This is a genomic window from Oerskovia flava (assembly GCF_026163685.1).
GTDB classification, from domain to species: Bacteria; Actinomycetota; Actinomycetes; order Actinomycetales; family Cellulomonadaceae; genus Oerskovia_A; species Oerskovia_A flava.
In genome coordinates this window covers 651,769-667,710 of sequence record NZ_JAOXSR010000001.1, presented here as the reverse complement: position 1 = coordinate 667,710, position 15,942 = coordinate 651,769, and the positions used below count along the sequence as shown (strand labels likewise).

General features: G+C 68.9%; 27 protein-coding genes. 1 reads left to right on the top strand and 26 read right to left on the bottom strand.

The window, feature by feature from the left end; all coding sequences use genetic code 11:
- Positions 1 to 9: 9 nt before the first annotated feature.
- Entirely contained in the window at positions 10 to 957 is a 948-nt protein-coding gene (gene truA / locus OHL10_RS02935) for a tRNA pseudouridine(38-40) synthase TruA (protein WP_265520653.1), read from the bottom strand.
- On the opposite strand from truA, the gene OHL10_RS02930 reads away from it, so the two are divergent.
- Positions 956 to 1,747: an ROK family protein gene (locus OHL10_RS02930; protein ID WP_265520652.1), complete on the top strand. Its 792-nt coding sequence runs from the start codon at positions 956 to 958 to the stop codon at positions 1,745 to 1,747. The genes truA and OHL10_RS02930 overlap by 2 nt on opposite strands.
- On the opposite strand, the gene OHL10_RS02925 is transcribed toward OHL10_RS02930, so the two are convergent.
- The 25 genes from OHL10_RS02925 to rplV form a co-directional block, all read right to left on the bottom strand.
- Positions 1,739 to 2,467: an alpha/beta fold hydrolase gene (locus tag OHL10_RS02925; protein WP_265520651.1), complete on the bottom strand. Its 729-nt coding sequence runs from the start codon at positions 2,465 to 2,467 to the stop codon at positions 1,739 to 1,741. The genes OHL10_RS02930 and OHL10_RS02925 overlap by 9 nt on opposite strands.
- Before the next feature lie 88 nt (positions 2,468 to 2,555).
- Positions 2,556 to 3,134, bottom strand: a complete 579-nt coding sequence (rplQ, locus tag OHL10_RS02920; RefSeq protein WP_265520650.1) for a 50S ribosomal protein L17 — start codon at positions 3,132 to 3,134, stop codon at positions 2,556 to 2,558.
- Between the two features lie 54 nt (positions 3,135 to 3,188).
- Positions 3,189 to 4,208 carry a DNA-directed RNA polymerase subunit alpha gene (locus OHL10_RS02915; protein WP_265520649.1) on the bottom strand — a complete coding sequence of 340 codons (1,020 nt, stop codon included), beginning with the start codon at positions 4,206 to 4,208 and terminating at the stop codon, positions 3,189 to 3,191.
- Between the two features lie 172 nt (positions 4,209 to 4,380).
- On the bottom strand, positions 4,381 to 4,785 hold the full coding sequence (gene rpsK, locus OHL10_RS02910; RefSeq protein WP_265520648.1) for a 30S ribosomal protein S11: 405 nt from the start codon (positions 4,783 to 4,785) through the stop codon (positions 4,381 to 4,383).
- A gap of 100 nt (positions 4,786 to 4,885) precedes the next feature.
- Positions 4,886 to 5,260 (bottom strand): 30S ribosomal protein S13, encoded by a 375-nt coding sequence (gene rpsM, locus OHL10_RS02905; protein ID WP_265520647.1) that lies wholly within the window; start codon positions 5,258 to 5,260, stop codon positions 4,886 to 4,888.
- Between the two features lie 226 nt (positions 5,261 to 5,486).
- Positions 5,487 to 5,600, bottom strand: coding sequence for a 50S ribosomal protein L36 (gene rpmJ / locus OHL10_RS02900; protein ID WP_003956441.1), 114 nt, complete (start codon positions 5,598 to 5,600; stop codon positions 5,487 to 5,489).
- An 85-nt stretch (positions 5,601 to 5,685) separates the two neighbouring features.
- Positions 5,686 to 5,907, bottom strand: a complete 222-nt coding sequence (gene infA / locus OHL10_RS02895) for a translation initiation factor IF-1 (protein WP_135973020.1) — start codon at positions 5,905 to 5,907, stop codon at positions 5,686 to 5,688.
- 246 nt (positions 5,908 to 6,153) lie between these two features.
- The gene (gene map / locus OHL10_RS02890; RefSeq protein WP_265520646.1) at positions 6,154 to 7,002 is read right to left on the bottom strand and encodes a type I methionyl aminopeptidase; all 849 of its coding nucleotides are present in this window, start codon (positions 7,000 to 7,002) and stop codon (positions 6,154 to 6,156) included.
- Between the two features lie 18 nt (positions 7,003 to 7,020).
- Complete coding sequence (locus OHL10_RS02885) at positions 7,021 to 7,578, bottom strand: adenylate kinase (protein WP_265521003.1); 558 nt, start codon at positions 7,576 to 7,578, stop codon at positions 7,021 to 7,023.
- A gap of 20 nt (positions 7,579 to 7,598) precedes the next feature.
- The gene (secY, locus tag OHL10_RS02880; protein ID WP_265520645.1) at positions 7,599 to 8,897 is read right to left on the bottom strand and encodes a preprotein translocase subunit SecY; all 1,299 of its coding nucleotides are present in this window, start codon (positions 8,895 to 8,897) and stop codon (positions 7,599 to 7,601) included.
- Positions 8,898 to 9,161: 264 nt separating this feature from the next.
- Entirely contained in the window at positions 9,162 to 9,749 is a 588-nt protein-coding gene (rplO, locus tag OHL10_RS02875) for a 50S ribosomal protein L15 (RefSeq protein WP_265520644.1), read from the bottom strand.
- A 2-nt stretch (positions 9,750 to 9,751) separates the two neighbouring features.
- Positions 9,752 to 9,934: a 50S ribosomal protein L30 gene (gene rpmD / locus OHL10_RS02870; RefSeq protein ID WP_030151924.1), complete on the bottom strand. Its 183-nt coding sequence runs from the start codon at positions 9,932 to 9,934 to the stop codon at positions 9,752 to 9,754.
- Positions 9,934 to 10,590, bottom strand: a complete 657-nt coding sequence (gene rpsE, locus OHL10_RS02865) for a 30S ribosomal protein S5 (protein WP_265520643.1) — start codon at positions 10,588 to 10,590, stop codon at positions 9,934 to 9,936. The genes rpmD and rpsE overlap by 1 nt, the downstream gene beginning before the upstream one ends.
- A 52-nt stretch (positions 10,591 to 10,642) precedes the next feature.
- Positions 10,643 to 11,014 (bottom strand): 50S ribosomal protein L18, encoded by a 372-nt coding sequence (rplR, locus tag OHL10_RS02860; protein WP_265520642.1) that lies wholly within the window; start codon positions 11,012 to 11,014, stop codon positions 10,643 to 10,645.
- A gap of 2 nt (positions 11,015 to 11,016) precedes the next feature.
- Positions 11,017 to 11,553: a 50S ribosomal protein L6 gene (rplF, locus tag OHL10_RS02855; RefSeq protein ID WP_265520641.1), complete on the bottom strand. Its 537-nt coding sequence runs from the start codon at positions 11,551 to 11,553 to the stop codon at positions 11,017 to 11,019.
- A 20-nt stretch (positions 11,554 to 11,573) separates the two neighbouring features.
- The gene (rpsH, locus tag OHL10_RS02850) at positions 11,574 to 11,966 is read right to left on the bottom strand and encodes a 30S ribosomal protein S8 (RefSeq protein WP_265520640.1); all 393 of its coding nucleotides are present in this window, start codon (positions 11,964 to 11,966) and stop codon (positions 11,574 to 11,576) included.
- 75 nt (positions 11,967 to 12,041) lie between these two features.
- Positions 12,042 to 12,227 (bottom strand): type Z 30S ribosomal protein S14, encoded by a 186-nt coding sequence (locus OHL10_RS02845; protein ID WP_021480434.1) that lies wholly within the window; start codon positions 12,225 to 12,227, stop codon positions 12,042 to 12,044.
- A gap of 1 nt (position 12,228) precedes the next feature.
- Complete coding sequence (rplE, locus tag OHL10_RS02840) at positions 12,229 to 12,807, bottom strand: 50S ribosomal protein L5 (protein ID WP_265520639.1); 579 nt, start codon at positions 12,805 to 12,807, stop codon at positions 12,229 to 12,231.
- Positions 12,807 to 13,148, bottom strand: coding sequence for a 50S ribosomal protein L24 (gene rplX, locus OHL10_RS02835; protein WP_265520638.1), 342 nt, complete (start codon positions 13,146 to 13,148; stop codon positions 12,807 to 12,809). The genes rplE and rplX overlap by 1 nt, the downstream gene beginning before the upstream one ends.
- Before the next feature lie 2 nt (positions 13,149 to 13,150).
- Positions 13,151 to 13,519 carry a 50S ribosomal protein L14 gene (gene rplN, locus OHL10_RS02830; RefSeq protein WP_056653778.1) on the bottom strand — a complete coding sequence of 123 codons (369 nt, stop codon included), beginning with the start codon at positions 13,517 to 13,519 and terminating at the stop codon, positions 13,151 to 13,153.
- A gap of 235 nt (positions 13,520 to 13,754) precedes the next feature.
- A complete protein-coding gene (gene rpsQ, locus OHL10_RS02825) occupies positions 13,755 to 14,051 on the bottom strand; it encodes a 30S ribosomal protein S17 (protein WP_265520637.1) in 297 nt (98 codons plus the stop codon).
- Positions 14,052 to 14,058: 7 nt separating this feature from the next.
- On the bottom strand, positions 14,059 to 14,298 hold the full coding sequence (rpmC, locus tag OHL10_RS02820) for a 50S ribosomal protein L29 (protein ID WP_265520636.1): 240 nt from the start codon (positions 14,296 to 14,298) through the stop codon (positions 14,059 to 14,061).
- A complete protein-coding gene (gene rplP / locus OHL10_RS02815) occupies positions 14,298 to 14,717 on the bottom strand; it encodes a 50S ribosomal protein L16 (RefSeq protein ID WP_265520635.1) in 420 nt (139 codons plus the stop codon). The genes rpmC and rplP overlap by 1 nt, the downstream gene beginning before the upstream one ends.
- Before the next feature lie 3 nt (positions 14,718 to 14,720).
- Positions 14,721 to 15,563 carry a 30S ribosomal protein S3 gene (rpsC, locus tag OHL10_RS02810; RefSeq protein ID WP_265520634.1) on the bottom strand — a complete coding sequence of 281 codons (843 nt, stop codon included), beginning with the start codon at positions 15,561 to 15,563 and terminating at the stop codon, positions 14,721 to 14,723.
- On the bottom strand, positions 15,563 to 15,934 hold the full coding sequence (gene rplV / locus OHL10_RS02805; protein WP_265520633.1) for a 50S ribosomal protein L22: 372 nt from the start codon (positions 15,932 to 15,934) through the stop codon (positions 15,563 to 15,565). The genes rpsC and rplV overlap by 1 nt, the downstream gene beginning before the upstream one ends.
- Between the last annotated feature and the right edge of the window lie 8 nt (positions 15,935 to 15,942).

The following is a 15,942-nucleotide window of genomic DNA, read 5'->3' as shown; positions in this document are numbered from 1 at the left end:
GGTCGCACCTCAGGTGCGGGCAACCCGTGCCCCGCCGGGGGCGTCGTCGACGTCCTCGTCCATCCGCAGGGCCCGGACGCGTCCGGCACGTTCCGCCAGCGCGTCGTCCGGCGGGTAGATCACCTCTTCGAGGACGAGCCCGTGGGCAGGCACGACGCCGGCGCCTGCGTCCCGTCGCCGGGCCGACAAGAGCTCTGCCGGCCAGGTCACGTCGCGCCGGCCCTCGCCGACCGCGACCGCCGCACCCACGAGCGCGCGCACCATGTTGTGGCAGAACGCGTCGGCGCGGACGTGGGCCACGACGAGGCCCGCGTCGACCCCCTCCGACGGCCGGTGCCACCGCATCTCCTGGAGCTCACGGATGGTCGTCGCCCCCGGCCGGGGCTTGCAGTAGGCCGCGAAGTCCCGCACCCCGCGCAGCGGGGCCATCGCCTCCCCCATCGCCTCGACGTCGAGCGGGCGCCGGTGCCACAGGACCCACGCGCGCCGCAGCGGGTCGCGGAGCGTGACGTCGTCGGCGATGCGGTACGTGTAGCGACGATGGAGTGCTGAGAAGCGGGCGTCGAACCCCGCGGGTGCCGGCCCGGCCCGGTGGACCACGACGTCGGACGGGAGCACTCCCCCGAGCCGGGCGACGAGCGCGTCGCCCGACGAACGCCCCGACCGGCCGGGCAGTGCGTCCCACTGCGCAGGCGTGAGATCGACGTGCACCACCTGCCCGCGAGCGTGCACGCCGGCATCCGTGCGTCCCGCGACCGTGACGCGGGGCGCCGCGCCCCGCAGGAGCGTCGCCAGACCACTCTCGAGCGTCCCCTGCACCGTCCGCAGCCCCGGTTGCACCGCCCAGCCCGCGAAGTCCGTCCCCTGGTAGGCGAGGTCCAACCGCACGCGGACCAGCCTCTCGTCGTTCGTCACGGCATCCCACGCTAGCCGGTCCGCGCCTACTGTTGCTGCCATGACGACTCCGGAGCCGACAGCGGGACCGGCCACCGAGCGGCGCACGCTCGCCGTCGACTGCGGCGGCGGCGGGATCAAGGCCAACGTGCTGGATGCGGCCGGCACGGCGCACGCCACCGCCGTCCGGGTCCCCACCCCGTACCCGCTGGCCCCTGCGCTGCTCGTCGAGACCATCGCGGAGATCGCGGCACGGTTGCCCGCCGCGCACCGCGTCACCGTCGGGATGCCAGGCATGATCCGCCACGGCGTCGTCGTGCACACGCCGCACTACATCACCCGCAGCGGGCCCCGCTCGCGCGTCGACCCGGCCCTCGCCGAAGCCTGGACGAGCTTCGACGTGCGGGCCGCCGTCGCCGAACGGCTCGGGATCCCCGCTCTGGTGCTCAACGACGCGGAGGTCCACGGAGCGGGCGTCATCGCCGCCTCCGGGCTCGAGCTGGTCCTCACCCTCGGCACCGGGCTCGGGTCGGCCCTGTTCCACGGCGGGCAGCTCGCGCCGCACCTGGAGTGGTCCCGCGCACCCGTTCGCCGCGGCGCGACGTACGACGAGTACGTCGGCGAGCCGGAACGGCGCCGCCTCGGCAACGGGCTGTGGTCACGGCGTGTGCTGGCCGTCGTCGACGGGTTGCGGCCCGTCTTCTGGTGGGACCGTCTCTACCTCGGCGGAGGCAACTCCCGGCAGATCACCCCGACCGTGCTCGCCCGGCTCGGAGACGACGTCGTGGTCGTGCCGAACTCCGCGGCCCTCGTCGGCGGCGCCCGGGCCTGGGACCTGCCGTCCTCAGCCTGACCGGCTCGCGAGCGTGTGCCGCGCGTCGAGCACCGCCCGGTTGAACGGGACGGGGGCGTCCAGGCTCACCAGGTGACGCGCCCGCGGCACGACGACGAGCTCGGCGGGGGCCCCAACGCCGGCCGCGGCGCGCAGGTAGGCCCGCTCCGACGTCCGGAAGTGGTCCCAGCGGCCGTTGACGATCCACACCGGCGACGTGGCCGCGCGCAGGGCCGACAACGGGTCGCAGGCAGCGACCTGCTCCAGGACGTCCGCCATGACCTCGAGCGCGAAGCCACCCGCCCCGACGTCACGGGCACCCTCGACGCTCAGGGTGCGGTCGACGAGGCGCTGGTTGAGGGCCGCCCCGTGGTCGGGCAGGCGCTCGATCCGGCGCGCCACGACCAACCAGCCCGCCCGCAGCGGCGAGCGTGGCGGGGTGCAGCAGCCGGCCGCGACGAGGCCCGCGACCTGCTCGGGCCGGCGCGCACGATGCTCGATCGCGACGTACCCTCCCAGGGAGAGCCCGACGACGAGCGCACGGCCACCGACGTCGTCGACACCGGACGCCACGGCGTCGACCGCCGCCTCGAGCGTGAACCTCTCCCCCCGCCGCTCGCCGTGGCCCGGAAGATCGACCGCCAACGCGGGCACACCGGCACGGTCCGCCGCCTCGAGCTGCGCACGCCACATGGACCGTGACGTCCTCGCGCCGTGGACGAAGACCAACGGGAGGCTCATCTGACCAATCTACGGTCCGGGCGTCCCGGGACGCGAGCAGGGCCCGGAACCATGCGGTTCCGGGCCCTGCTCGTCGGTGCGGGAGGAGTCAGGCCTTGGTGGCCTCGTCCTTGTCCTCGACCGGTGCGTCTGCTGCCTTGTCCTCGACAGGAGCGTCCTCGACGGGCGCGTCCTCGACCGGAGCAGCCTTCGCCGCGGTCTTCTTCGACGGCTTCTTGGCGTCCCGCTCGGCTGCCTTCTCCGCCTCGCGGACGACGGCCTGCTTAGGGCTCACCGGCTCGAGCACGAGCTCGATGACGGCCATGGGGGCGTTGTCGCCCTTGCGGTTGCCGACCTTGGTGATGCGCGTGTAGCCACCGTTGCGCTCGGACATCGCCGGGGCGATCTCCGTGACGAGACGGTGCACGACCGTGTTCGCGTCACCGGGCTGGTCGGGGCGGCGCGGCGTCTTGTTGTGGATGACGCGGGCGACCTGGCGGATCGAGTGCAGGTCACCACGCTTCGCCTTGGTGATGAGACGCTCGGCGAGCGGCTGCAGGCGCTTGGCCTTGGTCACCGTGGTCGTGATGCGGCCGTGCTCGAAGAGGCTGGTCGCGAGGTTCGCGAGGATCAGGCGCTCGTGAGACGGGCCACCGCCGAGCCGCGGACCCTTGGTGGGGGTAGGCATTGAATGTGCTCCTTGAAGTCGGGTCGCGCTCCCGGCGGGCCGGGGCGCGGAAGGTCAGTACTGCTGCTCGGTGTCCGAGAGCGCCGCGTCGTCCTCGTCGCCGTCGTAGTAGTCGGCGGCAGAGGGGTCGAAGTCCAGCGGGGAGTCCTTGAGGGCCAGGCCGAGCTCAGCGAGCTTCTCCTTGACCTCGTTGATGGACTTCGCGCCGAAGTTGCGGATGTCGAGCAGGTCCGCCTCGCTGCGGGCGACGAGCTCTCCCACCTGGTGGATGCCCTCGCGCTTGAGGCAGTTGTACGAGCGGATCGTCAGCTGGAGCTCCTCGATCGGCAGCGCCAGGTCCGCGGCCAGGGCCGCGTCCGTCGGCGACGGGCCGATCTCGATGCCCTCGGCCTCGACGTTCAGCTCGCGAGCGAGCCCGAACAGCTCGACCAGCGTCTTGCCAGCCGAGGCCAGCGCGTCGCGGGGCGAGATGGCCTGCTTGGTCTCCACGTCGACGACGAGCTTGTCGAAGTCGGTCCGCTGCTCGACTCGGGTGGCCTCGACCTTGTAGGTCACCTTGAGGACCGGCGAGTAGATCGAGTCGACCGGGATCCGGCCGATCTCCGCGTCGAACGACTTGTTCTGGTTCGCCGAGACGTACCCACGGCCACGCTCGACCGTGAGCTCGACCTCGAGCTTGCCCTTGTCGTTGAGGGTGGCGATGTGCAGGTCCGGGTTGTGGACCTCCACGCCCGCCGGCGGGACGATGTCCGCAGCGGTGACGACACCAGCACCCTGCTTGCGCAGGTACATCACGACGGGCTCGTCGTTCTCCGAGGAGACGACGAGGTTCTTGATGTTGAGGATGATCTCGGTGACGTCCTCCTTGACACCGGGCACGGTGGTGAACTCGTGAAGCACACCATCGATCCGGATGGACGTCACGGCCGCGCCGGGGATCGACGACAGCAGCGTGCGCCGCAGGGAGTTGCCGAGCGTGTACCCGAAGCCGGGCTCCAGGGGCTCGATGGAGAAGCGTGAACGGCTCTCCGAGATGACCTCTTCGGTCAAGGTGGGGCGCTGTGCGATCAGCACTGGTGTGTTCCTTTCAGTGTGCGTCCGCTATATGACGCATCACGGGCGACGCTGTGCCGGGCGGGACTCGGTCCACCCGTCCGGTGATGGCTGGTCGCGCCGTCGCCCCGCGCCGTCGAGCAGGCGTGAACCTGGTCGTGACGGGCGGGGCAACGGCGCGCAGCGCGGAGGATCAGACGCGGCGGCGCTTGGGGGGGCGGCAGCCGTTGTGTGCCTGAGGGGTCACGTCCTGGATGGACCCGACCTCGAGGCCGGTCGCCTGCAGGGAGCGGATGGCGGTCTCGCGACCGGAACCCGGGCCCTTGACGAAGACGTCGACCTTCTTGACGCCGTGCTCCTGGGCACGACGCGCAGCCGACTCCGCCGCGAGCTGAGCCGCGAAGGGGGTCGACTTCCGCGAGCCCTTGAAGCCGACGTGGCCGGCGGACGCCCACGCGATGACGGCACCCGAGGGGTCCGTGATCGAGACGATGGTGTTGTTGAAGGTGCTCTTGATGTGCGCCTGGCCGTGAGGGACGTTCTTCTTGTCCTTGCGGCGCGGCTTCCTGGCCGCGGTTGCGCGAGTCTTGGGAGGCATGTGCTCTTTCTCTCCTGGTCTGAGGTGGTCGGACCGCGAGGGACGGGCGGCGGCCGACGACGGTCGGCCGTCCGGACCCCGTCCGGCGGACTACTGCTGCTTAGCGGGCCTTCTTCTTGCCGGCCACGGTGCGCTTGGGGCCCTTGCGGGTACGCGCGTTGGTCTTGGTGCGCTGCCCGCGGACGGGCAGGCCGCGGCGGTGACGCAGGCCCTCGTAGCAACCGATCTCGACCTTGCGGCGGATGTCAGCGGCCACCTCACGGCGGAGGTCACCCTCGAGCTTGAAGCTGCCCTCGAGGAAGTCGCGGAGTGCGACGAGCTCGGTGTCGGCCAGGTCCTTGACGCGCAGGTCCGGGCTGATCCCCGTCGCTGCCAGCGTCTGCTGGGCGCGGGTACGGCCGACGCCGTAGATGTAGGTGAGCGCAACCTCGAGCCGCTTGTCGCGGGGGAGGTCGACGCCGACGAGACGTGCCATATGCCTTTCGGCTCCCTTGTCCTTCGTTCGGAGGTCTGTCGCACCACCCTCCCGCGATGTCCGCGGGCCCCGGCCTCCGAGCCGAGGGTTCCCCTGCTGCCGGCCAGCGGCCGGCCGTCAGGTTCGTGGTGGTGCGTGGAGATGAGCTGGCGCGGACGAGGTCCGCGGGCTCACCGGGTGATCGTGCTGCCAGCAGCAGACCGGCGAACCGGTCTCGCGTCGGGTCTCAGCCCTGGCGCTGCTTGTGGCGCAGGTTGTCGCAGATCACCATGACGCGACCGTGCCGGCGGATCACCTTGCACTTGTCGCAGATCTTCTTGACGCTGGGCTTGACCTTCATCAGTGTTCCTCCGCCGCCGCACGCCGCACCGGTGGTCCCGGCGCCATGGCGGCAGTTGTCTCGAGTGGTGGTTGCGTGACGACGACTACTTGTAGCGGTAGACGATCCGGCCGCGGGACAGGTCGTACGGGCTGAGCTCGACGACGACCCGGTCCTCGGGGAGGATCCGGATGTAGTGCTGCCGCATCTTGCCCGAGATGTGCGCGAGAACTCTGTGACCGTTGGCCAGCTCCACGCGGAACATCGCGTTCGGCAGGGCCTCGATCACGCTGCCCTCGATCTCGATGACACCGTCCTTCTTTGCCATATCCTCCGCTAACTCTCGTCTGAACTGCGTTCCCACGCGCCGACGCCTCGCGAGAGGAGTCGGGACGTGGATGTCGTGTGCGCCGTGGACCGGCGACAGATCCGGAACCTTCCCGGACCGATCGGCGCACACGGACTACACCCAGCGGACTATCCTACGGCATCTGACAACCGGATGAAACCACGGCGGTCGTCGTTCGCCCGGAGCATTCCCCGGCGGGTGGTGACCTGTGGCGAGCGCGGTCGGTCAGACCGGCAGCGCCACCTGCACACCCAGCGGTGCGAGCTCGCTCGCGCCGCCGTCCTCCGCCGTGAGGACCCAGATCCCGTCGTCGAGGATCGCGACGCTGTGCTCCCAGTGCGCGGCACGGGACCCGTCGTCGGTGACGACGGTCCAGTCGTCCTCGCACACCTGCGTGAACCGCTCGCCGCGCGTGACCATCGGCTCGATCGCCAGGCACATCCCCGGGCGCAGCCGGGCGCCTCGCTCACGGGTCCGGTAGTTGAGGACCTCAGGCGGCTGGTGCATCGCGGAACCGATGCCGTGGCCCACGTACTCCTCGATGATCCCGTACGGCACGCCGTCGGCCGCGGACGAGGCCGTGATCGAGTCCTCGATCGCACCCCCGACGTCGCCCAGGCGCTCCCCCGTTGCGAGGGCCGCAATACCGGCCCACATGGCGGCGCGGGTCGCCTCGACGAGCGCGACGTCACCGGGATCGGCACCGTCCCCGGAGGCGGCGTCGAGCACGAACGAGATCGCGGAGTCACCGTGCCACCCGTCGACGATCGCCCCGCAGTCCACCGAGACCACGTCACCCGCCCGCAGCTCGCGAGGGCCCGGGATGCCGTGCACGACCTCGTCGTTCACCGACACGCAGAGCGTCGCCGGGAACCCGTGATACCCCAGGAAGGACGGGGTCGCGCCGGCGTCGCTGATGACCACCGCCGCGAGGGCGTCGAGGTCCGCCGTCGTCATGCCCGGACGGACGGCCTCACGCACCGTCCGCAGGGTCTGCGCGACGACGAGCCCCGCCCGACGCATCGTGGCGATCTGCTCCGCACTCTTGTACTCGATCCGATCCCGGCCGAACACCCGCTGCCCCCGTAACGGTCAGCTGAGCAGCGGCTCGAGCGCCGCCACCAGCCGGCCGGTGACGTCGTCGATCGCGCCGATGCCGTCGACCTGAGCGAGCACACCTCGCTCCGCGTACGCCGCCGTCAGCGGCGCCGTCTGCTCGTCGTAGATGTCCAGCCGACGGGCGATCGCCTCCGCCGTGTCGTCCTCCCGACCTTCGAGCTCGGCCCGCTTGCTCAGCCGCGCGAGGAGCTCGTCGCGGTCGGCCGTCAGCTCGACCACCGCGTCCAGCGAGACGCCGAGTCCGTCGAGGATCGCGTCGAGCTCGACGACCTGGGCCGCGTTGCGCGGGTAGCCGTCGAGGATGAAGCCGCGCGCGACGTCCGCCTCGGCGAGCCGGTCTCGCACCATCGCATTCGTCACCGAGTCCGGGACGAGGTCGCCCTTCGCGCTGTACTCCTGCGCCAGACGCCCGAGCTCCGTGCCGCCCTTGATGTTCGCCCGGAAGATGTCACCGGTCGAGATGGCGGGCACACCGTAACGCTCGGCGAGCCGGGCCGCCTGCGTGCCCTTCCCGGCGCCCTGGGGGCCCATGATGACGAGTCGTGCGGAGCTCAACGGAGGAACCCTTCGTAGTGGCGCTGCTGCAGCTGCGAGTCGATCTGCTTCACCGTCTCGAGGCCGACGCCCACGACGATCAGGATCGAGCTGCCGCCGAACGGGATGTTCGTGGACACGCCCAGGCCGATGAGGACCAGCGTGGGGAGCAGCGCGACGAGCGCGAGGTAGATGGAGCCCGCGGACGTGATGCGGGTGATGACGTAGTCGAGATACTCGGCGGTGGGACGGCCGGCGCGGATGCCCGGGATGAACCCGCCGTACTTCTTCATGTTGTCCGCGACCTCGTCCGGGTTGAACGTGATCGCCGTGTAGAAGAAGCAGAAGAAGATGATCATCAGCACGTAGAGCGCGATGTGCAGCGGAGCCTCGGGCAGCGCCAAGTTGCTGGAGACCCAGATGACCCAGCCGGCCGACGGGTCGCCGAACTGCGCGATGAGACCGGGGACCGCGAGGATCGACGCAGCGAAGATGACCGGGATGACACCGGACATGTTGATCTTGATGGGGATGTAGGTGCTCGATCCCCCGTACATCTTGCGGCCGACCATGCGCTTGGCGTACTGCACGGGCACCCGGCGCTGCGACTGCTCGACGAAGACGACGAGCCCGATGACCAGGACGATCACCACGATCATGATCGCGAACGCCACGATGCCACCGGAGCCGCCCGCGATCGACCAGAGCGCGGTGGGGAAGCTCGCCGCGATGGAGACGAAGATGAGCAGCGACATGCCGTTGCCGACGCCGCGCTCCGTGACGAGCTCGCCGAGCCACATGATGAGGCCCGTGCCGGCCGTCATGGTGAGCACCATGAGCGCGAGCGTGACGAAGCTGTCGTCCGGGATGACGTTCACGGAGCAGCCCGTGAAGAGGAACCCGTTGCGGGCCGTGGTGATGACCGTCGTCGACTGCAGGACCGCCAGCGCGATGGTCATGTACCGCGTGTACTGGGTCAGCTTCGCCGTGCCCGACTGGCCCTCCTTGTGCAGGGCCTCGAAGTGCGGGATGACGACGCGCAACAGCTGCGTGATGATGCTCGCGGTGATGTACGGCATGATGCCGAGCGCGAAGATCGACAGCTGGAGCAAGGCTCCGCCGCTGAACAGGTTCACCAGCCCGAGAAGGTTGTTGCCCTGTTCCGTCTCGGCGATGCACTGCTGGACGTTGCTGAAGTCCACGCCGGGGGTCGGGATGAACGAACCCACCCGGTAGATCACGATGATCGCGATCGTGAACAGCAGCTTGCGCCGCAGGTCAGGCGTCCGGAAAGCCCGGGCGAATGCGCTGAGCACCTATCCTCCTGGCCCGCCGAGGCGGGATGTCGTGTCGCCGCGGAGCGGCGAGATCTGACGCACCGTGCACGGAGCGCCATGGGCACCCTAGCCGCTGCGGTGTGTCGGACGGCAATCGAACGATGAACCGATCCGTGATTCTACTGTGCTGGTGCTCCTGCGCGACCAGCTGTCCGCGTCCACCCGTGCTCCTGTCGGCGCGGATGGTCCATGGACGCAGACAGGGCCGACGGCGCGGCTGCGCCATCGGCCCTGTCCGTCAGGTCAGTCCTCCGAGACCGAACCGCCGGCAGCAAGGATCTTGTCCTTGGCCGCGCCCGAGTACGCGTCGACCGCGACCTCGAGCTTGACGGTGAGCTCGCCCGTCCCCAGCACCTTCACGAGCTGGCCCTTGCGGACAGCCCCCTTGGCGACGAGGTCCTCGACGGTGACGGAGCCACCCTCGGGGTACAGCGCGGAGAGCTTCTCCAGGTTCACGACCTGGTACTCCGTGCGGAACGGGTTCTTGAAGCCACGAAGCTTGGGCAGACGCATGTGCAGCGGCATCTGACCACCCTCGAAGCGCTCGGGCACCTGGTAGCGGGCCTTCTGGCCCTTGGTGCCGCGACCTGCCGTCTTACCCTTCGACGCCTCACCACGACCCACACGGGTCTTGGCCTTCTTGGCGCCGGGAGCCGGACGGAGGTGGTGCATCTTCAGCGTCCCGCCAGCACCGGCCTGCGCGACCTCGGCCGGAGCCTCGGTCTTCGCGGGGGCCTTCTTCGCGGGTGCCTTCTTGGCGGGAGCCTTCTTCTTCGGCGTCGTGGCCGCCTCAGCGGTCACTGCCTCGTCCTTCTTGGCCTTCTCAGCCATGATCACTCGACCTCCTCAACGGCGACGAGGTGCGCCACCGTCGCGACCATGCCGCGGATCTCCGGACGGTCCTCCTTCACGGCGGTGTCGCCGATCCGCTTGAGGCCCAGAGTGCGCAGCGTGTCGCGCTGATTCTGCTTGCCGCCGATGGCGGACTTCGTCTGGGTCACCTTGAGTCGAGCCATCACGCACCTACCCCAGCTGCGCGTGCACGCAGGAGCGCGGCCGGAGCCACGTCCTCGAGCGGCAGACCACGGCGCGCTGCAACAGCCTCGGGCTGCTCCAGGTTCCGCAGGGCCTCCACCGTCGCGTGCACGATGTTGATCGCGTTGGACGAACCGAGCGACTTGCTCAGGACGTCGTGGATACCGGCGCACTCCAGCACGGCACGCACCGGACCGCCGGCGATCACACCGGTACCTGGCGCTGCCGGACGCAGGAAGACGACGCCCGCGGCAGCCTCACCCTGGATGGGGTGAGGGATGGTGCCCTGGATGCGAGGAACCTTGAAGAAGCTCTTCTTGGCCTCCTCGACACCCTTGGCGATCGCGGCGGGAACTTCCTTCGCCTTGCCGTAGCCGACGCCGACGGTGCCGTCACCATCGCCCACCACGACCAGCGCGGTGAAGCTGAAGCGACGGCCGCCCTTGACGACCTTGGAGACACGGTTGATCGTGACGACGCGCTCGACGAAGGCGTTCTTCTCGGCTGCGTCACCACGGCGGCCGTCACGACGGCCACCGTCGCGGCGGTCGCCGCCACGCTGCCGGTCGTTGCGGTCGTTCGACTCGTTGGTGGCGCCCGTGGGGGCGCCGGTGCTGCTGCGCTGCCCTGCAGCCATCAGAGAATCCTTTGCTTCGGTGCCGATGGGACGGCGGTGGTCACGGAGTTCGTCACAGGGCCAGACCGCCTTCGCGGGCCCCGTCGGCGACTGCCGCCACACGACCGTGGTACTTGTTGCCCCCGCGGTCGAAGACGACGGAGTCGATGCCGGCCACCTTGGCGCGCTCGGCGACGAGCTCGCCGACCTTGCGGGCCTTGGCGCTCTTGTCACCGTCCAGCGCACGCAGGTCGGCCTCGAGGGACGACGCCGACGCCACGGTCTGACCGATCGTGTCGTCCACGACCTGAGCCGTGATGTGACGCGAGGAGCGGGTGACCACGAGACGCGGACGAACCGCGGTACCGGTGATCTTCTTGCGCAGGCGCAGGTGCCGCCGCTTGCGCGAGACGGACTTGCCCTTGCCCAGAACCTTGAGAGCCATCGCTACTTACCAGCCTTTCCGACCTTGCGGCGGACGACCTCGCCGGCGTAACGCACACCCTTGCCCTTGTAGGGCTCGGGCTTGCGGATCTTGCGGATGTTGGCAGCGACCTCGCCGACCTGCTGCTTGTCGATGCCGGCCACCGAGAACTTCGTCGGGCTCTCGACCGCGAACGTGATGCCCGCGGGTGCGCTGATCACGACGGGGTGGCTGAAGCCGAGCGCGAACTCGAGGTCCGAGCCCTTCGCCGTGACGCGGTAACCGGTACCGACGATCTCGAGCTTCTTCTCGTAACCCTGGGTCACGCCGGTCACCAGGTTGGCGAGCAGGGTGCGGGTCAGTCCGTGCAGGGAGCGCGAGGCGCGCTCGTCGTCGGGACGGGTCACCACAAGGGTGCCGTCCTCCTGCGAGACCTGGATGGGGGTGGGCACGGTGTGCTCGAGGGCGCCCTTGGGGCCCTTGACCGTCACCAGTGCGCCGCTGATCGTGACATCCACTCCGGCGGGAACCGGAACGGGGATCTTGCCGATACGAGACATGGCGTATCTCTCCTTTCCGATTACCAGACGTAGGCGAGGACTTCTCCGCCCACGCCCTTCTTGCCGGCCTGACGGTCCGTCAGCAGGCCAGAGGACGTGGACAGGATCGCCACGCCGAGGCCGCCGAGCACCTTGGGCAGGTTGGTGGACTTCGCGTACACACGCAGGCCGGGCTTCGACACGCGACGCACACCCACGAGGGAGCGCTCACGGTTCGGGCCGTACTTCAGCTGGATGGTGAGGTTCTTGCCCACGCGGGCGTCCTCGACGCTCCAGCCGGAGATGTAGCCCTCGGCCTGCAGGATCTCAGCAATGTGCGACTTCAGCTTGGAGAACGGCATGGTCACCGTCTCGTGGTGCGCCGAGTTCGCATTCCGCAGACGTGTGAGCATGTCTGCGATCGGGTCGGTCATCATTGGGCTTCAGCCCTTCCTCGCCGTGGTATCCGGGCGTTCCTCGTCGGAACGCCCGGACCTACGACGTAGTTGTTACCAGCTGCTCTTGGTGACGCCGGGAAGCTCGCCACGGTGGGCCATCTCGCGCACGCAGATACGGCACAGGCCGAACTTGCGGTAGACGGAGTGCGGGCGACCGCACTTCTGGCACCGGGTGTAGGCGCGCACCGCGAACTTGGGCTTCGCGGCCGCCTTGTTGATCAGGGCCTTCTTCGCCATGTCAGTTCTCCTTGAAGGGGAAGCCGAGAAGGCGCAGCAGGGCGCGGCCCTCGTCATCCGTCGTCGCAGTCGTCACGACCGTGATGTCCATACCGCGGACGCGGTCGATCTTGTCCTGGTCGATCTCGTGGAACATCGACTGCTCCGTCAGACCGAAGGTGTAGTTGCCGTTGCCGTCGAACTGCTTCGGCGACAGCCCGCGGAAGTCGCGGATACGCGGCAGCGCGATGGACAGCAGGCGGTCGAGGAACTCCCACATGCGGTCGCCACGCAGCGTGACGTGCGCGCCGATCGGCATGCCCTCACGCAGCTTGAACTGGGCGATCGACTTGCGGGCCTTGGTGACCTGCGGCTTCTGACCGGTGATGGCCGAGAGGTCGCGGATCGCACCCTCGATGAGCTTGGAGTCCTTCGCAGCGTCCCCGACACCCATGTTCACGACGATCTTCGTGAGACGCGCGACCTGGTTGACGTTCTCGTGGCCGAACTCCTCGCGGAGGCCGGCGATGATCTCGTCACGGTAGCGCGCCTTGAGACGCGGCGTGGCGGGTGCTTCGATGCTCGTCGTTTCAGTGCTCATCAGATGTCCTTACCGGAGCGCTTGGCGACACGCACGCGAACCGTCCGCTGGCGACCGTCACGCTCGACCTCTTCGCTGCGGTACCCGACCCGGGTGCCCTTCTTGGTCTCCGGGTCGACGACCATCACGTTGCTCACGTGGATCGGGGACTCGACGACCTCGATGCCACCGGTACGGGTGCCGCGCTGCGACTGCCCGACCTTGGTGTGCTTCGTGACGCGGTTGACGCCCTCGACGATGAGACGGTCCGAGTCCTTGAGGACCTCCAGGACACGCCCCTGCTTCGCCTTGTCCTTGCCCGAGATGACGACCACGAGGTCGCCCTTCTTGATCTTTGCCATGGTCAGAGCACCTCCGGAGCCAGCGAGATGATCTTCATGAACCGCTTGTCGCGCAGCTCGCGGCCCACCGGGCCGAAGATGCGGGTACCACGCGGCTCACCGTCGTTCTTGAGGATCACGGCGGCGTTCTCGTCGAACTTGATGTAGGAACCGTCCGGACGACGGCGCTCCTTGGCGGTCCGGACGATGACGGCCTTGACCACATCGCCCTTCTTGACGTTCCCGCCCGGGATGGCGTCCTTGACGGTGGCGACGATCACGTCGCCGATTCCGGCGTAGCGACGGCCCGAACCACCGAGAACGCGGATGCAGAGGATCTCCTTGGCACCCGTGTTGTCGGCGACACGAAGTCGCGACTCCTGCTGGATCATGTAATGAACTCCTGTCGTCGAGCCGGTTCTCACCTCGGCCGATGCCGGGCGAGCCTTGCCGAACGGATAGCTGTCAGTGCCGGGTCCCTCGCGGGTGAGCCGGCCAGGTGTGGGCGGTGGACCCGCCTACCCTGTTTTCACTGGTTGCCGCACCGCGGTGCGGCACGAGAACGATCGTGACGGACGGAGGGCACCGCCCGCCACGATCCTTCCCTGGCGACATGTCGCCAGGTACTTACTTGGCCTTCTCGAGGATCTCCACCAGGCGGAACCGCTTGGTAGCGGACAGCGGGCGGGTCTCCATGATGAGCACCAGGTCACCGACGCCGGCAGCGTTCTGCTCGTCGTGCACCTTGACCTTGCTCGTGCGTCGGATGACCTTGCCGTAGAGCGGGTGCTTGACCCGGTCCTCGACCTCGATCACGACGGTCTTGTCCATCTTGTCGCTGACCACGTAGCCGCGCCGCGTCTTGCGGTTGCTGCGCTGCTCCGGAGTCACCGTCTCGGCAACGCCGTTCGTCTTGTCGCTCATTCCAGCCTCACTCACTCACGCTCGGCGCCGTACGGATACCGAGCTCGCGCTCACGCAGGATCGTGTAGATCCGTGCGATGTCGCGACGAACGGCCTTGAGCCGACCGTGGCTCTCCAGCTGACCGGTGGCCGACTGGAAACGGAGGTTGAACAGCTCCTCCTTGGACTTCTTCAGCTCGGCGACGAGCTTCTCGTCGTCGAACTTGTCGAGCTCGCTCGGCGCCAGATCCTTGGTTCCGATAGCCATCAGTTGCCACCACCCTCGCGCACCACGAAACGGCACTTCATCGGGAGCTTGTGGATCGCGCGGCGCATGGCCTCGCGAGCCAAGGGCTCCGGGACACCGGCCAGCTCGAAGATGATGCGGCCGGGCTTGACGTTGGCGATCCACCACTCCGGCGAACCCTTACCGGAACCCATGCGGGTCTCGGCAGGCTTCTTCGTGAGCGGACGGTCCGGGTAGATGTTGATCCAGACCTTTCCGCCACGCTTGATGTGGCGGGTCATGGCGATACGAGCAGCCTCGATCTGCCGGTTCGTGACGTACGCGGGCTCGAGAGCCTGGATGCCGTACTCACCGAACGAGATCTGGGTGCCACCCTTCGCCGCGCCGGAGCGCGACGGGTGGTGCTGCTTGCGGTGCTTGAGCCTGCGCGGGATAAGCATCGCTCAGGCCTCCGTTCCGGACTCGGGAGCCGGCTTCTCGGCGGCGGGGGCCTCCGCGGCTGCGGCAGGCGCCTCCGACGGTGCCGATCGCTCGGCCGGACGCTCGTTGCGACGACCACCACGACGGTCCGCACCGCGCTCGCCGCCGCGCGGGCCGCCACGGCCCTGACGAGGAGCGGCGGTCGCCTGCTGTGCGGCGAACTCCTTCTCCGTCATGTCGCCCTTGTAGATCCACACCTTGACGCCGATACGGCCGAAGGTGGTGCGGGCCTCGTAGAAGCCGTAGTCGATGTTCGCACGGAGCGTGTGCAGCGGCACACGACCCTCGCGGTAGAACTCCGAACGGCTCATCTCGGCGCCGCCGAGACGCCCGGAGCACTGGACACGGATGCCCTTGGCCCCGGCGCGCTGGGCGGACTGCATGCCCTTGCGCATCGCACGACGGAACGACACACGGCTCGCGAGCTGCTCGGCGATCCCCTGGGCCACGAGCTGAGCATCGATCTCAGCGTTCTTGACCTCAAGGATGTTGAGCTGCACCTGCTTGCCGGTGAGCTTCTCCAGCTCGCCGCGGATGCGGTCTGCCTCGGCGCCGCGGCGGCCGATGACGATGCCCGGGCGCGCCGTGTGGATGTCCACGCGGACGCGGTCACGGGTGCGCTCGATCTCGACCTTGGAGATGCCGGCGCGCTCGAGACCCGTGCTCATGAGCTTGCGGATCGCCACGTCCTCACGGACGTAGTCGCGGTACCGCTGTCCGGGCTTCGTGCTGTCGGCGAACCACCGCGAGCGGTGGTCGGTGGTGATGCCGAGACGGTACCCGTGCGGGTGAACCTTCTGTCCCACTATCGGGCCCTTCCCTTCGTGTCTTCGCGCGGAGCGACCACCACGGTGATGTGGCTGGTCCGCTTGAGGATCCGGCTCGCGCGCCCCTGTGCGCGAGGGCGGAAACGCTTGAGGGTCGGACCCTCATCGACGAACGCCTCGGCGACGAAGAGCTCCTGCTCCTCGAACGCCACGCTCGCGCGGTCGGCCTTCACCCGGGCGTTCGCGATCGCGCTCTCCACGACCTTGCGGATCGGCTCGCTCGCTGCCTGCGGTGCGAACTTCAGCACCGCGACTGCCTCAGCGGCCTGCTTGCCACGGATGAGGTCCACGACGCGCCGGGCCTTCTGGGGCGTGACACGGACGAACCGCGCCTGCGCCTTGGCTTCCATTGCTGTCC